The following is a 21,006-nucleotide window of genomic DNA, read 5'->3' as shown; positions in this document are numbered from 1 at the left end:
CTTTACGGGGTCACTTCATTTGAAGTGGCTTTTTATTTATCTGGTCCAGCTTTAGTTTTATTCCGAGCCTCTAGCCGATTTCAAACAACCAGAAAGCTCTCATTTCAACTAGAAGCAATTACCTCAACTGAGTACTTGGGCTGCTGACAATTTTAGGTCTTTGCCGACCAACAGATTAAACTCTACGCTTGCTGGTGGAATAAACACACACACTCGTAATTTCTCTGCTCTTGCTTGTTCAAGCTTTGTTGATAGCTCTCCGCTGTTGGCGTAGCTCTCTCTTTCTGCATCTCGGCGGCACAGGTCGATAAATTCAAATGGACAATCGCTCGGTGAAAGTACGAGCTCTGCCTCCTGCATCAAACGTAAAGCCTTCATAGACAACAGCTCGACATCTTGCTCGAATTCAATCCAAGTGACCTGCCCTTCGCTATCAATGCCTTCGGTTAGCGCTTGCTGGTAGTAAGACTCTAACTGCTCTCTGTCATTCACCTGCTCGATAAAGCTGGATGACAAGAAACGCTCCCAAAATTTACGACGCTCGTCGACGGTTGGGAATGACTCTTTGATTGAATTGCGTTTTGATGCACCGAAGTCTGCTATCAAACCTATGTTTTGTGGCAATACCGTTTCGAGTTTTTCTCTGATATTTCTTACTAAAACAGGTGATGCCCCGCCACTAGAGATGGCAATTTGGATTCTGCCGCGATTTATCATCGAAGGTGTGATGAAGTCGCAGTAAGGAAGATCGTCAACCACATTGACTAAAATGCCCAGTTTTTTCGCATCATTATACACTTGGTGATTCAAGCTTGGGTTGTCTGTTGTGGCCCAAACCTGCAAGTAATTTTTCGATATGATCTGTGACGAGTAAAAGTTTTGAACCCAGTGAAGCTTGTTCTCGTCCACAAGCTGCTTTAAGTAAGGCGCTACCTTGGGAGACACCAAAGTCACATCCGCTCCCGCTCGTAGTAAGCTATCGACTTTACGGCAAGCAACCTCACCCCCACCAACCACTAAGATTGGCTTATTTTCTACATCCAAAAACATTGGGAAATAACGCATGTTCTTCCTTGAGACTACTTCAATAACTATTCAGCCATGCTACCAAATTTGGAGCATATTCATAACTATCGAAGTGTAATAAAAATATTTATTGACCAAATTTCAACGTTTCTTAAGTTTAATATTTCATCATTGTGATGTTTATTCAGAATATTTATCTAGTCGATTATCAATATAAAAATCTAAATCTCGTTGCACCAACAGTGTGAACCGTTGCACTATTTACATTCACTTAACATTTGGTCATTCTAATTGTGTTCGGATTTGTGATTTCATTCAAAATTCTTTTTAAATTATACATTTGTGAAACTACGGATCCTTTCCTAACCTTATAAACAGTTGTTTAAATCGCACACAGTTTCATTTGCAAAATGCAACTCGTTTAATTTGAACAACAAGGTCATAGAAAACGCAACACATAAGAGAAACTCAAACGAGCACGAGTATCAGGTGTCACCTGGTTAACAAGGAAGGATACAAATGACAAATAAACTAACACTTCTTGCTTCAGTAGTAGCTGCATCAACTGCGATGATGGCAACATCGGCATCAGCGGCAGAAAGCACTCTGGACAAAGTCACATCTCAAGGTTTTCTAACTTGTGGTGTAAGTACCGGTCTTCCAGGGTTCTCTAACCCTAACTCAAAAGGTGAATGGGAAGGAATTGATGTTGAGTATTGTCAAGCTCTTGCAGCGGCTGTACTCGGTGACAAGACTAAAGTTAAGTATGTACCTCTAACAGCAAAAGAGCGTTTTACTGCGCTTCAATCTGGCGAAATCGACGTACTATCTCGTAACACAACATGGACATTACATCGTGACACTGCTCTAGGTCTGAACTTCGTAGGCGTTAACTACTACGATGGTCAAGGCTTCATGGTTAAGAAAGAACTTGGCCTAACAAGTGCTCAAGAGCTTGATGGCGCTTCTGTATGTGTTCAATCAGGTACAACAACTGAACTTAACCTAGCCGATTACTTCCGTAACAGTGGCATGTCTTACAAGCCAGTGGTATTCGATACGGCAGCACAAACATCGAAAGGTTTCGACGCAGGTCGTTGTGACGTACTAACAACTGACCAATCTGGTCTATACGCACTTCGCCTAAACCTAGCTGATCCTAAATCTGCAGAAGTACTTCCTGAAATCATCTCTAAAGAGCCTCTAGGCCCTGTTGTTCGTCAAGATGATGATCAATGGTTTAACGTTGCTAAGTGGACACTTTCAGCAATGATTAACGCGGAAGAATACGGCATCTCTTCTAAAAATGCAGACGAAATGCTTAAGTCAAAAGATCCAAACATCAAACGTATTCTTGGTGTAGACGGTCCTAAAGGTAAAGGCCTTGGCATTCGCGACGACTGGGGTTACCAAGTAATTAAGCAAGTTGGTAACTACGGTGAGAGTTTTGAGCGTACTGTTGGTACAGGTTCTCCACTTCAAATCTCTCGTGGTGTAAATGCATTATGGAATGCGGGCGGCTTTATGTACGCTCCACCAATCCGTTAATAAATTTTCAAGCATCAATTAGGGCGGAGTTTTCCGCCCTATTTATTAAATGGATTTGAGGTTATAGTAGTATGAAACCTAATGAAACTATTTCTCCAGCTCAGGCAAAGCCACAGCCCAAAAGTGCCAACTTATTTTACAACCCCACTTTTCGCTCCATCATTTTCCAAATTATCGCCGTCGGGGCGCTTTGTGCTTTCTTTTACACGATTGTAAATAATGCACTCACAAACTTAGATTCCCGTGGTATCACCACTGGTTTTGATTTTCTCTCCCAAGAAGCTGGTTTTGGTATCGGCTTAACACTGATTGAATACGACGAGACCTTCTCATACGGTCGTACATTCTTTATCGGTCTTCTCAATACCGCTTTGGTTTCAGTACTCGGCATCATGCTAGCGACAGTGCTGGGCTTTAGTATGGGTATCGCTAGACTCTCTTCAAACTGGCTAGTTAGCCGATTTGCAGCTGTCTACATTGAGATATTCCGAAATATCCCTCTGCTATTACAAATCTTTTTCTGGTATTTCGCCGTTCTACAAGCCTTGCCTTCTGCTCGTCAAAGTATGAGTCTAGGTGAAGCAATTTTCTTGAACGTACGCGGGTTGTACTTCCCTGCTCCAGTCTTTGAGCAAGGCAGTAGCATTGTCATCGCATCACTGATTGTCGGTATTATCGCTACATTTATTATCAACATCTGGGCTAAGAACAGACAGAAACTGACCGGCCAACAAACACCGATGTTGCGAATTGCCGCTGCGTTGATTTTAGGCTTACCGTTGATAACTTACTTTGTTATGGGCATGCCTATCTCTGCAGATTACCCTGTGTTGAAAGGGTTTAACTTCAAGGGTGGTGTTACGATAATCCCTGAGCTTGCTGCATTGATGCTCGCTTTAAGTATCTATACAGCAGCGTTCATTGCTGAGATTGTTCGTTCAGGTATTAACGCGGTAAACCATGGGCAAACTGAGGCTGCGATGTCTCTAGGCATCCCACGTTCTAGAACTCTAAAGCTTGTCATTATTCCACAAGCATTAAGAATCATTATCCCACCACTAACCAGTCAGTATCTAAACCTGACCAAAAACTCATCACTTGCGATGGCCATTGGTTATCCTGATCTTGTCTCTGTATTTGCAGGAACAACACTTAACCAAACTGGACAAGCTATCGAAGTAATCGCGATGACAATGGGCGTCTACCTAACCTTGAGCCTATTAACGTCCGCTCTAATGAACATATACAACCGCAAAGTAGCGTTGGTGGAGAGATAAGATGAGTACACATCAATTTCAACCTGATCTTCCGCCTCCAGCGAATACCGTTGGGCCAGTCGGTTGGTTAAGAAAAAATCTATTTAATGGACCTATTAACAGCGTCGTCACTGTGATTCTTGCTTACTTTGCTTTCACCCTATTATGGGCAATAGCGGATTGGGCATTCATCAGTGCCGACTGGATAGGAACCACACGCGATGCCTGTACTAGCGAAGGCGCTTGTTGGGTTTTTATCAGCGTTCGTTGGGACCAATTCATGTATGGCTTCTACCCAGAAGCTGAACTGTGGCGACCTCGCCTCTTCTACGCAACGTTGGCCATTTTTGTAGCCTTACTGGCTTATGAAAAAACACCTAAACGTACGTGGATTTGGTTGTTCTTCGTCAACATCTACCCATTTATCATTGCCGGCTTGCTATACGGTGGCGTCTTTGGGTTAGAAGTTGTTGATACCCATAAATGGGGCGGCCTATTGGTTACACTGGTCATCGCACTTGTTGGTATTGTAGTGTCACTCCCTATTGGTGTTGCACTTGCTCTTGGGCGTCGCTCAGAGATGCCGATCATTCGCAGTATGTGTACCGTATACATCGAAATTTGGCGTGGCGTACCGCTCATTACAGTTCTATTCATGGCTTCAGTAATGCTGCCACTCTTTTTATCAGAAGGGACAGAAACCGATAAGCTCATTCGAGCACTTGTAGGGGTAGTTCTATTCAGTGCAGCCTACATGGCCGAAGTAATTCGAGGTGGTCTACAAGCAATACCAAAAGGCCAATACGAAGCAGCTGATGCTCTGGGGTTAAGCTACTGGAAAAAGACCGGGCTTATCATTCTACCTCAAGCTCTTAAAATCACGATTCCTTCAATTGTGAACACCTTCATTGGTTTGTTTAAAGATACCAGTCTTGTTTTGATTATTGGTATGTTTGATGTACTAGGAATTGGCCAAGCCGCGAATACCGACCCTGAATGGCTTGGGTATTCAACAGAAAGTTATGTATTTGTCGCGTTAGTGTTCTGGGTGTTTTGTTTTGGCATGTCGAGATATTCGATATGGCTAGAAAACAGACTTCACACCGGTCACAAACGATAATTAACAAGATCAAGGACGTATTATGACGCAGCAGACAGAAAACAACTCTCAAGGTCTTATGATCGAGTTGAAAGACATGAACAAGTGGTACGGTGAATTCCACGTACTTAAGAACATCAATTTAGAAGTTAAAAAAGGCGAGAAAATCGTTATCTGTGGCCCTTCAGGCTCTGGTAAATCAACGATGATCCGCTGCATCAACCGATTAGAAGAGCACCAAAAAGGTCATATCTTCGTTTCAGGTAATGAATTAACGGAAGACCTAAAGAACATCGAAGCCGTGCGTAGAGATGTCGGCATGTGTTTCCAACACTTCAATCTGTTTCCACATCTGACGGTATTAGAGAACTGTACTCTGGCTCCAATCTGGGTCAAAAAGATGCCAAAAGAAGAAGCCGAAGCGATTGCAATGAAGTACCTAGAGCGCGTAAAAATCCCTGAGCAAGCGGACAAGTTCCCAGGTCAGCTTTCAGGTGGTCAACAGCAGCGTGTAGCTATCGCTCGCTCTTTGTGTATGAACCCTCAAGTGATGCTGTTTGATGAGCCAACGTCGGCGCTCGATCCAGAAATGGTTCGTGAGGTGTTAGACGTAATGGTTGAGCTTGCAGAAGAAGGCATGACGATGCTTTGTGTAACGCACGAGATGGGCTTTGCTAAAGAGGTCGCGGATCGCGTTATCTTCATGGATGCCGGTGAAATCATAGAAGAGAACAACCCTGTCGATTTCTTTGAAAACCCACAATCAGACAGAACGCAGAACTTCTTAAGCCAAATCTTACACCACTAATGTGTTATGATGCATAAACTACAGAGGCGGCTTAGGTCGCCTCTTTGTTTTCAGTGTTATAATTAGTTTTTCAAGATTATAAACAGCGATTCAGTGCGATTAAAATTGAACAACGAACCTTAACTGCACTTTAAGAAATACTTTGTTACACCTTCAGAAACACTTAACCGACTATTTTGATTATTATTTTACGTATACAAGAGGAATGAGAGACTTGATTTTTCGAACTTTCACCCCCATAAATGTACTAATAACTATTGAAGTCACCTTACGAGGAAGATTATGAACAGCCCTATGTTTTCACGCACAGCATCTCAAGAAAGTGCTCTGCAAACCAATAAAGTGTTGCGTAACACCTACGCATTACTGTCTATGACACTACTTTGGTCTGCTGTTGTAGCAGGCGTATCCATGGCGATGAACCTTCCTCGCCCGGGTCTTATTATCATGCTAGTTGGCTTCTACGGCCTACTTTTCCTAACAGAAAAGAACCGTGACAACAGCATGGGTCTAGTCTTCACATTCCTATTTACAGGTTTCTTAGGCTACACCATCGGTCCAATCTTAAACATGTACGTTGGCGCAGGCATGGGTGATGTCATCCTAACTGCACTTGGCGGTACAGCACTGGCGTTTATGGGCGCATCAGCTTACGCACTAACAACTAAGCGTGACCTGTCGTTCCTTAATGGCATGCTATTAGCGGGTTTCGTAGTACTACTTGTAGGTATGGTTGCAAACATCTTCCTACAAATGCCTCTACTATCATTGGCAATGAGCGGTATGTTCATCCTGTTCTCGACTGGTGTTATCTTGCTTACAACGCAAAACATCATTCGTGGCGGTGAAACAAACTACATCTCTGCAACGATCAGCTTGTACGTATCGATCTACAACATCTTCATCAGCCTACTAAGCATCCTAGGCATCATGGGCAGCGACGACTAATCGTTCCCATCATTGAAGAATATCTAGCCCAAGAGCCTACCTCTTGGGCTTTTTTGTATCTATAAGTACGATATTTCATTGGATAGCTACAATTTCTGTTGAGAAAGACAAACTTGGTCATGTACCCTATCCGCATAGTTAATTGGATTCTGGATTAAACATGTTTGAATATAACGGCAAGCAAATCGAAACCGACGCTCAAGGCTACCTATTGGATTACACGCAATGGGAAGAAGGCATGATTGAAATTCTTGCTCAAGACGAGGCGATTGAACTTACAGATGCACACTTAGAAGTCGTACATTTTGTAAGGAGCTTTTACGAAGAGTTCAACACCTCACCAGCGGTTCGCATGCTCGTTAAAGCAATGGAAAAAGCTCACGGCCCAGAAAAAGGCAATAGTAAGTACCTTTTCAAGTTATTCAAAAAAGGCCCTGCAAAACAAGCGACCAAGCTCGCCGGTTTACCTAAACCAGCAAAGTGCTTGTAAAACCTAACCCGCTTTAGGTCATTAAGTTACGTTCAATATAAAATACTGTAGTGCTACAACTACAGTATTTTAAACGCCCCTATGCGTACGTCTTGGCGCTCACTATCTTTAACTTGATGCATCACAACGTTGTCTACTGTTGCGCTCGAAGGGCCAATATAGAGCCAAGCATGTAACTTCTCAATTTGCTGACTCTCTCCGACAACTAACACTTCAACTCGACCATCATTTAAGTTCTTTGCATAACCTGAGAGACCCATAGCTTGCGCCTGCCTACTGGTGTGGTAACGGAACCCAACACATTGAACTACGCCTGACACGACAAAAATATATTGTGAACTTTCCATAACGTTGCCTCATAAATTATATGAATGATATAGTCGAGTTTCTATTCATTCACCGCTTATTGGTGGACTTACTTCGAGTATAACGATTATGAAAGAAATCCCATTTCGTTGGATTGACAAATATCTCATTCACCTAAAAATCCAAGAAAAGTTCTATCTACTCTTCTTATTGCCTCTTCTCGCCCTGGTTATATTAACTCTCGTTTTAGATAGTGCCGCGGACTCTTTACTTGCTCACCTTTATCAAGAAGAAATGCTCTTGATGAAAGGGCTTATTGAAGCGGGTCAACTCACTAAATATCAAGTAGCTCAGCTTGTCAGCAGCTCTGAAACTATCTCTTTAGGCTACGGTGCTGGTTCTGTTTCAGTGATGAATGGAGCGTTCAGCCTAGTTGCTAACCATGACCAAAACCTTTGGTCTGCTCTATCGACGACTCAGGTTTCTATCATCGCTGTAACCCTAACGCTTATCGCACTAGGTGTTTACTACATCATGACCTTTATTGGCGGCGCGATGTTCTCTATGAACAAAGCTCTGAACACGCTTGCGAATGGCGACTTAACTTGCCGCATGAACTACTTCTTAGTTCGTGACGAGTTCAGTGAAATCGCGATTACAATCGATAAAGTTGCGGAGCGTGAACAAAACATGGTTCTATCAATCCAAGAGTCTGTCGCTCTCATGCAGCAGATCAGCTCGGACTTGAACCAGTCAACACAACAAAGTTCAGACATCTCAGGTAACCAACAAGAACACCTGAATAGCTTAGCAAGTGCAACGGAACAAATGGCGGCTACCATTCGCGAAGTCGCTACCCTTGCTCATGCGTCTAGCTCACAAACGATGGACGCTCGCGGCGTTGCTCAGAGCGGTCAAGTCAAGGTTTCAAATACACTGGAGTCTATCTCTAGCCTATCTCAAGAGATCCAGTCCGCTTCACAAGCAGTAGAAGAACTGGATGCCAACGCGGCGCAGATCGATGAAGTAGTCACAACCATCAACGGTATTTCTGAACAGACTAACCTGTTAGCGTTGAACGCAGCTATCGAAGCCGCACGTGCTGGCGAGCAAGGTCGTGGATTTGCTGTTGTTGCCGATGAAGTTCGTGCCCTTGCCGGTCGTACTCAGCAAGCAACGGTTGAAATCCAAAGCATGATTGAATCATTACAACGTAACAGTCAATCACTGACCAAGCTGATGGAAGTCACGGTGAACAATGCTAACGAAGGCCAAACACTGATGTCAGAAGTGAACGTCGAGATCGGTTCATTAGCGGAAAAAAACCAGTCTATTTCAGATAGCAGCACTCAAATTGCTACCGCGGCTGAAGAACAAGGCGTAGTCGCTGACAACATTGCACAGAGTGTTGAAGAGGTTCGTCATCAGTCAGACAGTATCTGCGAGATGATCAGTAAGAGTAATTCCAATGTTGACCAACTTCGTAAACAAAGCGATACGATGGAAGGTTTGCTGACAGGTCTTAAAGCTTAATACTGATATCCACCACAATGTGTTGATTAATCATTACTAGGGCTGCTTCTGCAGCCCTTTCTTATTTGCTTTTCACCTGCACTTCCCCGACAATACCCCTCCTTCAAATTCAACAAACAGAGTAAATTATGACTCCTTCAATTCATCTAGCTAAAGGCCGAGATAAATCACTACGCCGCAAACACCCTTGGGTATTTTCACGCGGTATCGATAAGGTCGAAGGCGAACCAAAACAAGGTGAAACTGTAGACGTATATGCTCAAAATGGTCAGTGGCTTGCAAAAGCGGCTTACTCACCAGAATCTCAAATTCGAGCTCGTGTTTGGACATTTGAAAAAGAAGAGATCAACAAGGCGTTCTTCGTAAAACGAATTCAAGACGCACAGTCTTTACGAGAAGACATTATCGAACGTGATGGTCTAACGGGCTACCGCCTAACGGCCGCAGAGTCTGATGGCTTACCAGGTATCACAATCGACAAATACCAAGACTTTCTTGTTTGCCAACTGCTAAGTGCTGGCGCTGAGTTTAACAAAAGCGTATTGGTTGAAGCGTTAATCGAGTGTTTCCCTGACTGCAACATCTACGAGCGTTCAGACGTGGCAGTTCGTAAGAAAGAAGGCCTAGAACAAGTTGTCGGCGTTCTTCATGGTGAAGAGCCACCAAAATCTATCGTGATTGAAGAAAATGGCGTTAAAATCAGCGTGAACATTATGGAAGGCCACAAAACAGGCTTCTACATGGACCAACGTGATAGCCGCAAAGAATCGATGAAGTACGTTAAAGGCAAAGATGTCCTTAACTGTTTCTCATATACAGGTGGCTTTGGCCTTTACGCACTTAAAGGCGACGCGAAGCGTGTTATCAACGCTGACGTATCTCAACTTGCTCTTGATACCGCTAAATTCAACGCTGAACTTAATGAGTTTGATATCTCGAAAAAGCGCGCTGTATTCCTAAACGCTGACGTTTTCAAACTGCTTCGTGAGTACCGTGATCAAGGCACTAAGTTTGACGTAGTGATTATGGATCCGCCAAAATTTGTTTCAAGCAAGAATAACCTAACTTCAGGCGCCAACGGCTATAAAGACGTTAACATGCTTGCAATGCAAATCCTGAAACCAGGCGGCACTCTACTCACCTACTCTTGCTCTGGCTTAATGGGTACTGATTTGTTCCAAAAAATCATTGCTGATGCAGCATTAGATGCAGGCCGCACTGTTAAGTTCGTAGAACGCTTCGAGCAAGCAGCTGACCATCTAACTGACACTGCTTACCCAGAAGGCTTCTACCTAAAAGGTTTTGCTTGTAAGGTTCTTTAAATACAAATTACCAGTCTAAGAAACAGCGTTACAGTTCATAAAAAACCGAGATTCTTCAATCTCGGTTTTTTATTAGTATCAGCAAACTCAATCGTCTTTAATAACTAGGATGTCAGACAAACTATTCGTCAAGTCTGCAGCGGAGAGGCCATCAAATTCAATTTTAACTTGCTGCCCATCTTTTTCTACAACCATGGCGGAGTTAACTTCGCCTCCTTCAACCTCGATGTTGTCTAACAACTCAGTGACTTGTTGTTGAGTTGGCGCATCAGCAAATAAGTCAGACAAATCAACCTTATCTCCTTCCGCGATGCTAAAATCGGAGATTCGATCGGTACTTCCATCTAAATCACCATCAACCCACTTGAATATATCAGCGTCATCACCACCAATAAGGATATCGTTTCCGAGACCACCAATCAGCGTATCTTGACCAACTCCACCTTTAAGTGCGTCATCACCACTCCCACCATCTAAGTAGTCATTACCAGTACCACCATCGATAGCGTCGATACCTGCTTGTCCGTAAACTGTATCGTTACCGTCACCAGTGAAAGCAATATCGATGCTGTCATTCTTATTCATACTTGGTCTATAACTATCGCCTTCCGATACAAAATCATCACGCTCAGCCGCACCGTCTTTAGGGTTCTTGGCTAATGACTCACTCCCCCCAAGGTAAACCGTGTCGTTTCCACCTCCTAGTTGAACGTAGTCACCACCTTTGCCAACATCAACAAGGTAATCGGTGTTTGTATTATCAAACGTTGATGTTCTCTCATTTTCTGTATTCCCAGCAGAGAATTGATGCTTCTGCCATTGAAGGTCAGCTCCATCTACGGTAATCGTGTCGGTGACATCTCCAGAAGAACTAATCGTGGTTGGTGTTACGGGCTCAGGAACCTCGATTTCTGCAGTTGCCGTAGAGCTTGCAAATTTGTCCGCTCCCGTAACATATTGCTCTTCACTAACTGCTTCAACTGTAATACCAAAATCACGATTTCCAGTATAATCCGCCGGGAATACTAATTGAGCACTTACCGTCCCCACAACTCCAGCTGCATCAACAGCAAGTGCAAGTATGTAATTACTTGTACCATTGACTGGCGTTTGCAGTACTCCATCTACATACAGTTTCGCCCCTGACGGAATACCACTCACCGTAACCGAATCACCTTTAATGATTTCACTGCCATCCGCATCTTGCAAAGAAACCTTTATATCGACAGGGATTTCCTGTTGTTGAACAATACGATAGCTTCCATCTATGTTGTTTAGTTCAACGATAGCATCAGAGAAAATCAATCGTTCAATTTCATATAAGTGGTCTCCATTTTCATCAGAAGGAGTATATTGATCATTAGGTGTATCGGTCCCCTTCGTATCTCGCACTAGCCAGTGGCCGACACCTCCACCATGATCGCCTAGATCTGTGATTATGTACTGAGAAACTGGACCTGAGTAAATTACAGTGTCATACCCATCGACACCTATATCACTGGTAGTTTCATCACCTTCAATTTTGTCATTTCCAGCGCCTGATACGAACCAATCGTTGCCCGCACCACCTATATAGTGGTCCGAGTCCTGACTTTGGTCACCAACATAAAGCTTGTCCTTAGATCCGCCTTGATGTAAGTGCTCATGAATATCCGCGTTAAGTACTCTGCCTTCCTCAAAACCATCTAATTTAAGTTCTGTAAGTAGTGTGTTTTTCTCTGTAGTAGTCAACTGGGAGAACCCAACAAGTTCTTGATATACGTCGATACCGTTGGAAAAGGTAATATCCCCAATGGAAACAGCTACTAATGGGGCATCAGCCACAGGCGTAATATCTACCGTAAGCGTATGCTCTTCTGACGTACCATTCTCGTTTACAGCCTTGAACTTAATTTCAGCGTAGTCATTCGATTTATTGCCTACACCATCAACATTAAAGCCGTCATAACCAGATTCGTTAGCATCTGGATTAAAGCCGATCACGCCTGAAATTAATTGAGCCGATGTAATCTGACTCGAGTTTAGTGGCTGCCAATTTGGCTCTTGAACAGTACCAAGGTTAATCACCAACGCTCCATCGAGTGGTTGATGAGTTATCACTATATCGTTGCCAGACTCAATCCCAAAATCATCAATCGATAGCACTAAAATAGTATCTTCTTGTCCAAAGGCTTCCTTACTCTCAGCATCCGGTCCAACAGACACTGGATGAACAATCAAGTCGAAGGCCCCGCTCGAAATCTCACTGGTATCGCCGACAATCTCGTCTGAAATAGCTTCAATCTTAACGCTATAAGTGCCTGGCTCATCAACCTGAATCATCAGATCAGTGAGCACTGTTTCGGCAGTACCATTTGATGTTAACCAAGCAGATATATCAACTTCACCATCAGCATTAACAACAAGCTCCTGATCTCCAAGTTTAACAATTGAACCTTCAGGCAAACCGGACACGACGAGTCTCAATGTCTCTGAACCATCGGTATCAACAAGCTGCGTAGTGATCTTAGAGACATTGATAAAGGTATCTTCCAGCCCTTCATTAATATCGAACGCTGGGTAATAACCACCCTCTAAGGATTCATGTTCAACCTGTGCCCCGATATTAACTTTATCCTCAAGCGAACTTACATCCGGAACAATATCGAAGTTGTCCGTGTTAAAGTCTACGGGTTCATTACCACCAACTGCGACACTGATAGTGGCATTACCTGGACCAGCCTCGTTGTCGTGGAATGCAGTAATTGTGTACCAACCAGATGCCGATGGTACAAAGGCTGAAGACTCATAGGTACCGCCTCCGCCCCAAGTTTGAGAGGCCATGGTTTCACCACCGACTTCAAGTCTAAATGAATCATCTGCATGACCGCTAAACACGTATGACTCACCAGCAACTAGGAATACCAAACCAGTAAGTTTGCTCGAAATGTTTTCGATAGCTGGAGAGTTCTGAGTGCCAAAGTCTGGCGTCTGTGTAACTTCTGAAGTGTTGGCAACACCTGCAGACTCGATTGCTTGTTCAACAACGTCCGGAGCGACACCGCTACCATTGTTGTAATCAAAGTCTAGGTTCTCCCATTGCTCTAACTTAAAACCTTCATCTAAATCTACATTTGGTGATTCTACAACTAACTTGGCAAGTGTCGTATCAGGGCGAATATCAATCCACATCGTCGTACTAGAGCTGGTGTTGATGCCATCAGAACTGTGGTAGTTAAACTCCGCATAATCTTGCTGATTATTACCAGTTACTACATTATCTTCATCAAACATTGATGTACTAGATTCATAGCTTACTGGGTTGAATATCAAGAAACCTTGTTCTACCTGCTCTTGGCTTACTGATACACCTGTACCAATCGTTTCAGTATTTAACAGAACCCATTCATCAGTAGATTCGTTGTACAGATACATATCACCCGCACCTGGAGCACTAGTGATAACAATCGACAATTCGCTGGAATCTGCATCAGAAACGTTGAAATCGGCCCACTTAAACGTAATCGATGAACCTTGGGCTTGTGCCTCATCGCCAATGACATGTGAGTCCTGTGCTTGCGGTGCTTCATCGTTATCAATGATCGTCGCAATACCTTGCTTACCATCCACTTCGAGCGTGAAGTTCTCATTTAACTCATCAATGCCGTCTTCGTTAGTTGGTACCTTGATGTCAAACGACGTTACTCCCGCAGGCACAACAAGCTGACCATTAACAAGCGTCACGCCCTCAGTGAACTCTACGTTGTCGGTGAAATCTTTGTTATCACCGAGCTCGGCAGAACCTGAGTTTAACGACCAGTCGAATCGAGTCTCTTGGCTGCTTGTGTTAACTAGGTTCACGGTGAAGACGGCTATATCGCCTTCAATTACTTGTTCATTATTTAGATTAACCGCGTTGCTCACTGTATCGATAATTGGAGCTTCATCGTTATCAGTAATGCTACCCACAGAGGATTCACCACCAACAGTCACGGTGTAGGTTTCAGCGATCTCATGGAGACTGTCATCAATTGTCGGAATCAAGATTGCAAAGTCCTTCACTCCAATTGGGACAATCAGTTTTCCACTTTGCTGATCATAGGTGACGCCATTAGTAAAACGAACCTGACTCAAGTCGAGATCTTTTTCTTCACCCGAATCATTCGCAGCATCCGTGTTCTTACCAAAAGTAACGTCCAATACAGACTCAACAAGTGCACTTGAATCCAGAATTACTTTAAAGCCAAGATCATCACCTTCAACTACTGAGTCTGCTAGCAGGTCTACAGACGCAACACTAGAAGGAGTCGGTAAAGGGTTGACGATAACATTAACTTCAGCACTCGCGATTTGGCCATTATCATCAGTAACCTGATATTTAAACGTTGTTTCACCGACAAAATCATCGCCAGTTAAATCAAAGTATACGATGCCGTCTTTGATATACGCATTACCTTCCGTTTCACCGTATACATAGGTAATACGTAGATTGTCGCCATCTGAATCGATATCGTTATTTAGAAGCTCAGAACCGATAATGCCAGCAAGCTTCGATGTTGGAATCTCAAGAATGCCGCCTTGATTCACTGCATACGCGCCTTCACTAGAGGCTTTAAAACCAGTTAGGAAGTAATCTGACGCATCATTATCATTCGTTGCTTGGTTGGAATACTCAGTTGCTTCAAATACCACAGTATCAAACGCGATTGGAGTACCATCAGGACCAAGCGGTGTTATTTCGTAAGTACCTTTATTGTTACCGTCTTCAGCAATAAACGTATCACCTGCAACCGCTACGCCATTGAGGTACGCTACCCAACTGCCTTGTTCATGGTTATCAGTGAAATCACCGTCATTACCTTCGTTTTTAAACAAGTTAGATACTGAAAATGTAAACTGAGTAGCAGGGCTATCTAAGTTGATTTCAAACTTCTCAGATTGCTGCTCTGCACGATCATATTCAATCTGAGCACCCAATCCACCTACTTTGCCGGCAACACCAATCTTAATGCCGCTGTGTGCGAAGTCTTTATCTTGGCCATTGAAGCTAGCATTTAGCTCAGCGCCTTCGGCTGACCATGGAGAGTCGTTGTCTTCACTGAACTCACCCAGTTTAACTTCGAAGCCTTGCGGATCGTTATTCGCATTCAGGTCACCAGACTTATCGATAGTAACTGTCTTAACTTCACTTTCGTTACCATCACTGTCTACCGCTTTATATTCGAATGAATCTGACGCCTTAGCTTCAAGAGAAGTCAGCTCCCAGTTACCTGGTCCTTGTGTGCTTGCTTCCACCGAAACAATCTCAGCACCTTCAGGAGCGACAATCGTGACATTTTGATTATTGTGGGTGTCATCATAAAGGAAGGTTTTGTCTTCTGTGACACCATTACCATAATCAAAGGTGACTGTAATCTCGGCTCTTGATTGAACACTATCATCAGCATTTGGGGCAAACCAGCCACCCAAACCGCTTAGACCAACCGTTACTGAGTCCGCTGGACGAGAAGAGAAATCAATGTTGATTACCTCATCTTGGTGAATACCGCGATTAGTCGATGCAATACCGAAACCCATATGGCCTTGCTGGCTGTTGTTCTGTACTAAAGGCTTGGCGTCAACGTTATTTCGACCTTCCGAGGTAATGGTGACGACATCACCATTATCAAACTTCAGTTCGCGAGTATACGCATCTACTTCATCACCCCAGTTATGAAACTCTGCAGTGCTATGAGGGCCTTTATCTAATGTGGATGTATCATCAACACCTAAGAAGAAGCCTGTTGATTCTTGGTCATCTTCATAAACGATGTTGTTAGGATCTGCATACGTCTGCCCAACTACCACTTCAACCTTGTTATTACCATCGACATAGTAAAGAGTTCCTGAATCAGGCAGCTCTGTGATGATCACGCCGAGATTTGTATCTGCGTCATTATCGTTATCATCTTCATTATCAGAAATATGGTCTGTACCATCACCTTCGATAGTCCCCATCCCGGTATCGAAAATAACTTGCGAAGAGCCATCTGCATTGAGAGAAATAGAGAAGTCTTCAGCTTTTGGCGGGTTATCATGGCTATCGTCAATAGCTACATTTTTATCAGCACTAGAAGTATCTAGCTTCTCAAATACATCGGTACCATCTTGGGTTACGGATACAACACTAACGTTAAACTCTTGTCCAACTTCGTATTCGTTGTCTTGTTCAGTTTGAATCTCAAAGGTCGCTGTATTTGTATTTGCGTCTACGTTTACAGTTATAACTTCAACAATATCTTCATTGCTCGCATTTGTGTAAGAGTACTGAAGAGTAACCACACTATCTTCAGGCACTTGCTCACTTAGCGTAATCGTAAATGGACTTGTCTTATCACCCTCAATAACTGAATCGGGACCAGTCAGCCCAACTGTAACGGTATCTTTGTCGTTTGTGTCTGTCTCATCGACAATCTTAGCTGTACCTGAGTCCTGTTTGTCATTTTCAACAAACTCACTAGTTGAGCTAGCTTTTAGGGTTACAGTCTCTTCACCCTCAAGCAATTTATCATCAAGAACCTTGATGAAGACTTCTAAGCTACCCGAGCCGCTAGCAATAATTAGATCGGCAAGCTCCTGCTCTGAAAGCGCTTTATAATCTTGTCCATCTTTAACGTAAATATTGTCTTCGTAATCGACACCTTTAGTTGCAGAATCCCCTGCAGCCCCTAGTGTAAGAGCAAGACCAACGTTCTCAGAGACAAGCTCATCTAGGTTGATTTCAAAAGATAGGAACGCTTCTTCTGCTTCTGTCACTGGTTGGCCTGCCTTAACAGTTAGCTCGGCGACAGGTAATACATCAACATTCACTACAACCGTATCTGTACCACCGTTACCGTCCGACACGGTAACAACAAATGAATCATCTCCATCAAACTCGTTGTTCGGAGTGTACTTCCACTCGCCAGTTTCAGGGTCGATCTCAACACTACCGTTTGTAGGTTGGCTCACCGTGTAAGTCAGGTCAGTGTCGTCAATATCAGTTGCAGTAACCTTACCAGATACAGAGTTATCCTCTTTAGTCGATACACTTATTTGATCAGTATCGCCAATCGGCACTCCATCTTTGACAAATATTGGGGCATCATTTTCTGGAGTGACATTAATCGTAACCACGGCGGTATCAGTACCACCTTTACCGTCAGAAACTGTGTAAGTAAACGTAGCGATACCATTGAAGTCATCCGCTGGAGTGTAACGAACGGTTTGAGAACCATCTTGTAGCTCAATTAACTCAACCTGACCGTATGTTGGATCAATCACTAAACTATCTAAAATAATTAACGTATCACCATCAACGTCAGAATCATTCGAAAGTAACTCGCTACTAGGGATATCGAGAGTTATATCTTCTTGTGTCTGAAGGCTTTTAATCACTTCTTGAAATTTGATATTGTCTAGATAAGTCCCACTCTTGTCGCCTTCAGTACCAACTTCTCTAAATGAAAGGGTATTTGAACCATCTCCACTACCACCTAATAATTCCAATAACTGAGTTTGCATTATGTTGCTTTCAGGGGTGATCGTAGCAATGACTTCGCCGTTCCAAATGACCTCAAGCTCAGCACTCGGCAATCTTTCGTACATTGCCGTATCAAAAGACAGTTGGTATAGGGTACCGCTTTCCACACCTTGAATTTGTTGGGTAAGGGTTACATTGTCACCGTTACCTTCCATATCAATCATACGATCGCCGTCTGTTTCATCAACAGCATAGCCTTCTTGAACTGAATCTAAAGCACCAGTTCTTGCATCGTAGGACCAACCATCTAGTTGGTCGATTCGAGAACCCCAACCGGCATTTGATACCGATTCATAGTCTTCAAAGCTACCATTGACGATCAGGTTATCACCTAATTCTCTTGAATCATCGTTCGCGATAGGGTCATCATTTACTGGTGTTACATTAACGGTCACTGTCGTAGTGCTTTTTTCACCATGAGTATCAACAATGGTGTATTCGAAAGTCGCTTCACCATTGAAGTCTTGGTTAGGTTCAAACACGACATTGCCATCTATCAGCTGAACAGAACCGTTTGTAGCATCGGTTGCGTTGACAGAAAAAATGGTTATGTCATCCCCATCAACATCGAAATCATTGGCTAGCAGCTCACTACCACTAATAGTAAGAGCCTGATCTTCTTCCGTTATGAGTTTGGGTGCATCTATTCCGGTAACTGTAATGTTATCGATGAACGCACCAAGCGAATCAGATTTACCCGCACCAGCAAAAGCGATTAAAGTAGCATCACTACTAACATCAAACTCAGCATTTGCTTGATACCAACCTTTGTTATCCGGACCATCTAGTGTTACAGAAATGCCTTCTGGAGCAGTCACTGTTCCATCCGCATGCAGCGTAATAGTTGTATTCCCAACAGTAAAAGTCATATCAGACGACGAGTTGCCGTCTTGGCGAGGGTTATAATCGAACTCTACCCTCAAAGAGTCTTGATCCGACGTATCAATTGATGTCGTCATCACCGTGTTTTTATGTGGGTCTAGCTCTGCGTAAAAATCACCGTCGGTAGCATCAACAATTAAGCCGTCTCGCTCAATCTCTATACCATTAGTAAAGTCCCATACCTCTGATGGGTCTTTAGAAACAACCGTCCAACCCGCTGGGTTTGCCATATTTTCGAATGACTCAGTGAGCAATATGGTTTCTTGAACGTTTTTGTAAGAATCACTGATGGCTACAGGCGCATCGTTGACTGGCGTCACCGTCAAGTTGAACGTGCTGTCTACCGGTGTGCTGCCATCTTCGTTGCCGTCTTCAACGTTAATATCGAAAGACGCCGACGTGGTTTCGCTGCCGTCATGTTTAAACGTCACTTTACCCGTCGCCAACTGCGCCACCGTAAAGCTGCTCGACGCGACGCCGTTCACTAAGATTGTGCCGTTACTCACGTTGCTGACCGTGAAGCTCACGCCTGTGTCCGTATCGTCAACGTCCGTGTAGCCAAGATCTGCCGCCGTGATGGTGTAGCTGCCTGCTTCATCCATTTCACCCAACAGATCGCCTGTCAGCTCCGGCGCATCATTCACTGGCGTCACCGTCAAGTTGAACGTGCTGTCTACCGGTGTGCTGCCATCTTCGTTGCCGTCTTCAACGTTAATATCGAAAGACGCCGACGTAGTTTCGCTGCCGTCATGTTTAAACGTCACTTTACCCGCCGCCAACTGCGCCACCGTGAAGCTGCTTGACGCGACGCCGTTCACTAAGATTGTGCCGTTGCTCGCGTTGCCGACCGTGAAGGTCACGCCTGTGTCTGTATCGTCAACGTCTGTATAACCCAAGTCAGCTGCCGAGATCGTGTAGCTGCCTGCCTCATCCACTTCCGCCGCCAAATCGCCTGTTAGTTCCGGCGCATCATTCACTGGCGTCACCGTCAAGTTGAAAGTGCTGGCTACCGGTGTGCTACCATCTTCGTTGCCGTCTTCAACGTTCACATCGAACGACGCTGACGTGGTTTCACTGCCGTCATGTTTGAACGTCACTTCACCCGCCGCCAACTGCGCCACAGTGAAATGGTTCGACGGAACACCACCGACTAAGATTATGCCGTCACTCGCGTTGCCGACCGTGAAGGTCACACCTGTGTCAGTATCATCAACGTCCGTGTAGCCTAGGTCCTCAGCCGTAATGGTGTAGCTGCCTTCTTCATCCACTTCACCCAACAAATCACCTATCAGCACTGGTGCATCGTTCACAGGAGTGATATTAAGCGTAACTTCTGCTTCGTCTTCCCCACCGTTCCCATCGGTCACTTTATATTTAAAAGTTGCCTCCCCGTTATAGTCGGTATCCGGTGTGAATGTAATTGTATTGTTTGTGTAGTCGACAAACAGCTCACCATTAGTCGCGGAGGTAATTGAACCCACAACAATTGAGAGCTCATCACCATCAATGTCAGTATCATTCGCCAACAATTCATCAAAAGAAATCGTGATAGACGTGTCTTCAGCAGTAACAAGTTTAGATTGATTAATACCTGTCACTGTAATGTTATCTAACAACGCACCGTAGCTATCTGAAGCACCAGCGCCTGCAAATGTAAGGTCCGTAACGTCCCCTTGGACTTCGAACTCAGCCGTGATCTTATACCAACCATTTGCGTCAGGTTGCCCTATTTGGACATTAAGTCCGTCGGCACCCGATAGAGTTCCATCGGCGTGAACAGTAACTAACGTGTCACCGACTTTAAACGTCATGTCAGAAGATGAATTACCGTCTCGTCGAGGGTTGTAATCAAATTCAACACGAACGCTATCTTGGTCTGACGTATTAATACTTGTTGTGATCGCGGTGTTTTGATGAGCATCAAGCTCAGCGAGGTAGTCACCGTCTGTCGCTTCAGCTATGAGACCGTCACGCTGAATCTCTAGACCATTTGTTGCTTCCCAATCACCCAGTTCGTCGCCAGTTACTACTGTCCAACGACCTGTGTTTGTCATGTTTTCAAAGGACTCAGAGAAGAGCAGCGTCTCACTATGAGTTTCATATGTGTCATCAATCGCTACTGGGCCCTCGTTCACGTTGCTCTCTTTCAGGGTCACCGTCGCTTCCGCTGTCGAGCCGTAACCGTCGGTCATCACCATCTGGTAATCGCCACTGTTCGTGCCTTGCTCGAAGTCGTTCACCTCCGCCG

Annotated in this window: 11 protein-coding genes; 8 read left to right on the top strand and 3 right to left on the bottom strand. The window is 44.1% G+C overall.

Annotated elements, in window-relative coordinates; all coding sequences use genetic code 11:
• Positions 1-123 precede the first annotated feature (123 nt).
• Positions 124-1,065 (bottom strand): bifunctional precorrin-2 dehydrogenase/sirohydrochlorin ferrochelatase, encoded by a 942-nt coding sequence (locus AB4512_RS18015; protein ID WP_017059700.1) that lies wholly within the window; start codon positions 1,063-1,065, stop codon positions 124-126.
• 480 nt (positions 1,066-1,545) lie between these two features.
• On the opposite strand from AB4512_RS18015, the gene AB4512_RS18010 reads away from it, so the two are divergent.
• The 6 genes from AB4512_RS18010 (at position 1,546) to AB4512_RS17985 (ending at position 7,175) form a co-directional block, all read left to right on the top strand.
• Positions 1,546-2,574 carry an amino acid ABC transporter substrate-binding protein gene (locus tag AB4512_RS18010; protein ID WP_017059701.1) on the top strand — a complete coding sequence of 343 codons (1,029 nt, stop codon included), beginning with the start codon at positions 1,546-1,548 and terminating at the stop codon, positions 2,572-2,574.
• Positions 2,575-2,645: 71 nt separating this feature from the next.
• Positions 2,646-3,851, top strand: coding sequence for an amino acid ABC transporter permease (locus AB4512_RS18005; protein WP_017066316.1), 1,206 nt, complete (start codon positions 2,646-2,648; stop codon positions 3,849-3,851).
• Position 3,852: 1 nt separating this feature from the next.
• Positions 3,853-4,950, top strand: coding sequence for an amino acid ABC transporter permease (locus tag AB4512_RS18000; RefSeq protein WP_017059703.1), 1,098 nt, complete (start codon positions 3,853-3,855; stop codon positions 4,948-4,950).
• 22 nt (positions 4,951-4,972) lie between these two features.
• Positions 4,973-5,737: an amino acid ABC transporter ATP-binding protein gene (locus AB4512_RS17995; protein ID WP_017059704.1), complete on the top strand. Its 765-nt coding sequence runs from the start codon at positions 4,973-4,975 to the stop codon at positions 5,735-5,737.
• A gap of 282 nt (positions 5,738-6,019) precedes the next feature.
• Entirely contained in the window at positions 6,020-6,685 is a 666-nt protein-coding gene (locus AB4512_RS17990) for a Bax inhibitor-1/YccA family protein (protein WP_017057206.1), read from the top strand.
• A gap of 160 nt (positions 6,686-6,845) precedes the next feature.
• Entirely contained in the window at positions 6,846-7,175 is a 330-nt protein-coding gene (locus AB4512_RS17985; protein WP_017057205.1) for a TusE/DsrC/DsvC family sulfur relay protein, read from the top strand.
• A 59-nt stretch (positions 7,176-7,234) separates the two neighbouring features.
• On the opposite strand, the gene yccX is transcribed toward AB4512_RS17985, so the two are convergent.
• Positions 7,235-7,522: an acylphosphatase gene (yccX, locus tag AB4512_RS17980; protein WP_017059706.1), complete on the bottom strand. Its 288-nt coding sequence runs from the start codon at positions 7,520-7,522 to the stop codon at positions 7,235-7,237.
• 88 nt (positions 7,523-7,610) lie between these two features.
• Here yccX and AB4512_RS17975 point away from each other — a divergent pair, with 88 nt between their 5' ends.
• Positions 7,611-9,014, top strand: a complete 1,404-nt coding sequence (locus AB4512_RS17975) for a methyl-accepting chemotaxis protein (RefSeq protein ID WP_372175291.1) — start codon at positions 7,611-7,613, stop codon at positions 9,012-9,014.
• 128 nt (positions 9,015-9,142) lie between these two features.
• Positions 9,143-10,336 carry a class I SAM-dependent methyltransferase gene (locus tag AB4512_RS17970; RefSeq protein WP_017059708.1) on the top strand — a complete coding sequence of 398 codons (1,194 nt, stop codon included), beginning with the start codon at positions 9,143-9,145 and terminating at the stop codon, positions 10,334-10,336.
• A gap of 87 nt (positions 10,337-10,423) precedes the next feature.
• Here AB4512_RS17970 and AB4512_RS17965 read toward each other — a convergent pair whose 3' ends face one another.
• The gene (locus AB4512_RS17965) at positions 10,424-20,998 is read right to left on the bottom strand and encodes a tandem-95 repeat protein (protein WP_372175290.1); all 10,575 of its coding nucleotides are present in this window, start codon (positions 20,996-20,998) and stop codon (positions 10,424-10,426) included.
• Positions 20,999-21,006 lie beyond the last annotated feature (8 nt).

Origin of the sequence: Vibrio sp. 10N.222.52.B7 (genome assembly GCF_041474275.1) — a bacterium.
Classification (GTDB): domain Bacteria; phylum Pseudomonadota; class Gammaproteobacteria; order Enterobacterales; family Vibrionaceae; genus Vibrio; species Vibrio crassostreae_C.
This window is presented reverse-complemented; position numbering and strand designations above follow the sequence as displayed.

Coding starts and splice junctions, on each gene's coding strand:
- AB4512_RS17970 (WP_017059708.1), top strand. CDS start 9,143: ATGACTCCTTCAATTCATCTAGCTAAAGGCCGAGATAAATCACTACGC.
- AB4512_RS17975 (WP_372175291.1), top strand. CDS start 7,611: ATGAAAGAAATCCCATTTCGTTGGATTGACAAATATCTCATTCACCTA.
- AB4512_RS17985 (WP_017057205.1), top strand. CDS start 6,846: ATGTTTGAATATAACGGCAAGCAAATCGAAACCGACGCTCAAGGCTAC.
- AB4512_RS18010 (WP_017059701.1), top strand. CDS start 1,546: ATGACAAATAAACTAACACTTCTTGCTTCAGTAGTAGCTGCATCAACT.
- AB4512_RS17990 (WP_017057206.1), top strand. CDS start 6,020: ATGAACAGCCCTATGTTTTCACGCACAGCATCTCAAGAAAGTGCTCTG.
- AB4512_RS17995 (WP_017059704.1), top strand. CDS start 4,973: ATGACGCAGCAGACAGAAAACAACTCTCAAGGTCTTATGATCGAGTTG.
- AB4512_RS18015 (WP_017059700.1), bottom strand. CDS start 1,065: ATGCGTTATTTCCCAATGTTTTTGGATGTAGAAAATAAGCCAATCTTA.
- AB4512_RS18005 (WP_017066316.1), top strand. CDS start 2,646: ATGAAACCTAATGAAACTATTTCTCCAGCTCAGGCAAAGCCACAGCCC.
- AB4512_RS18000 (WP_017059703.1), top strand. CDS start 3,853: ATGAGTACACATCAATTTCAACCTGATCTTCCGCCTCCAGCGAATACC.
- yccX (WP_017059706.1), bottom strand. CDS start 7,522: ATGGAAAGTTCACAATATATTTTTGTCGTGTCAGGCGTAGTTCAATGT.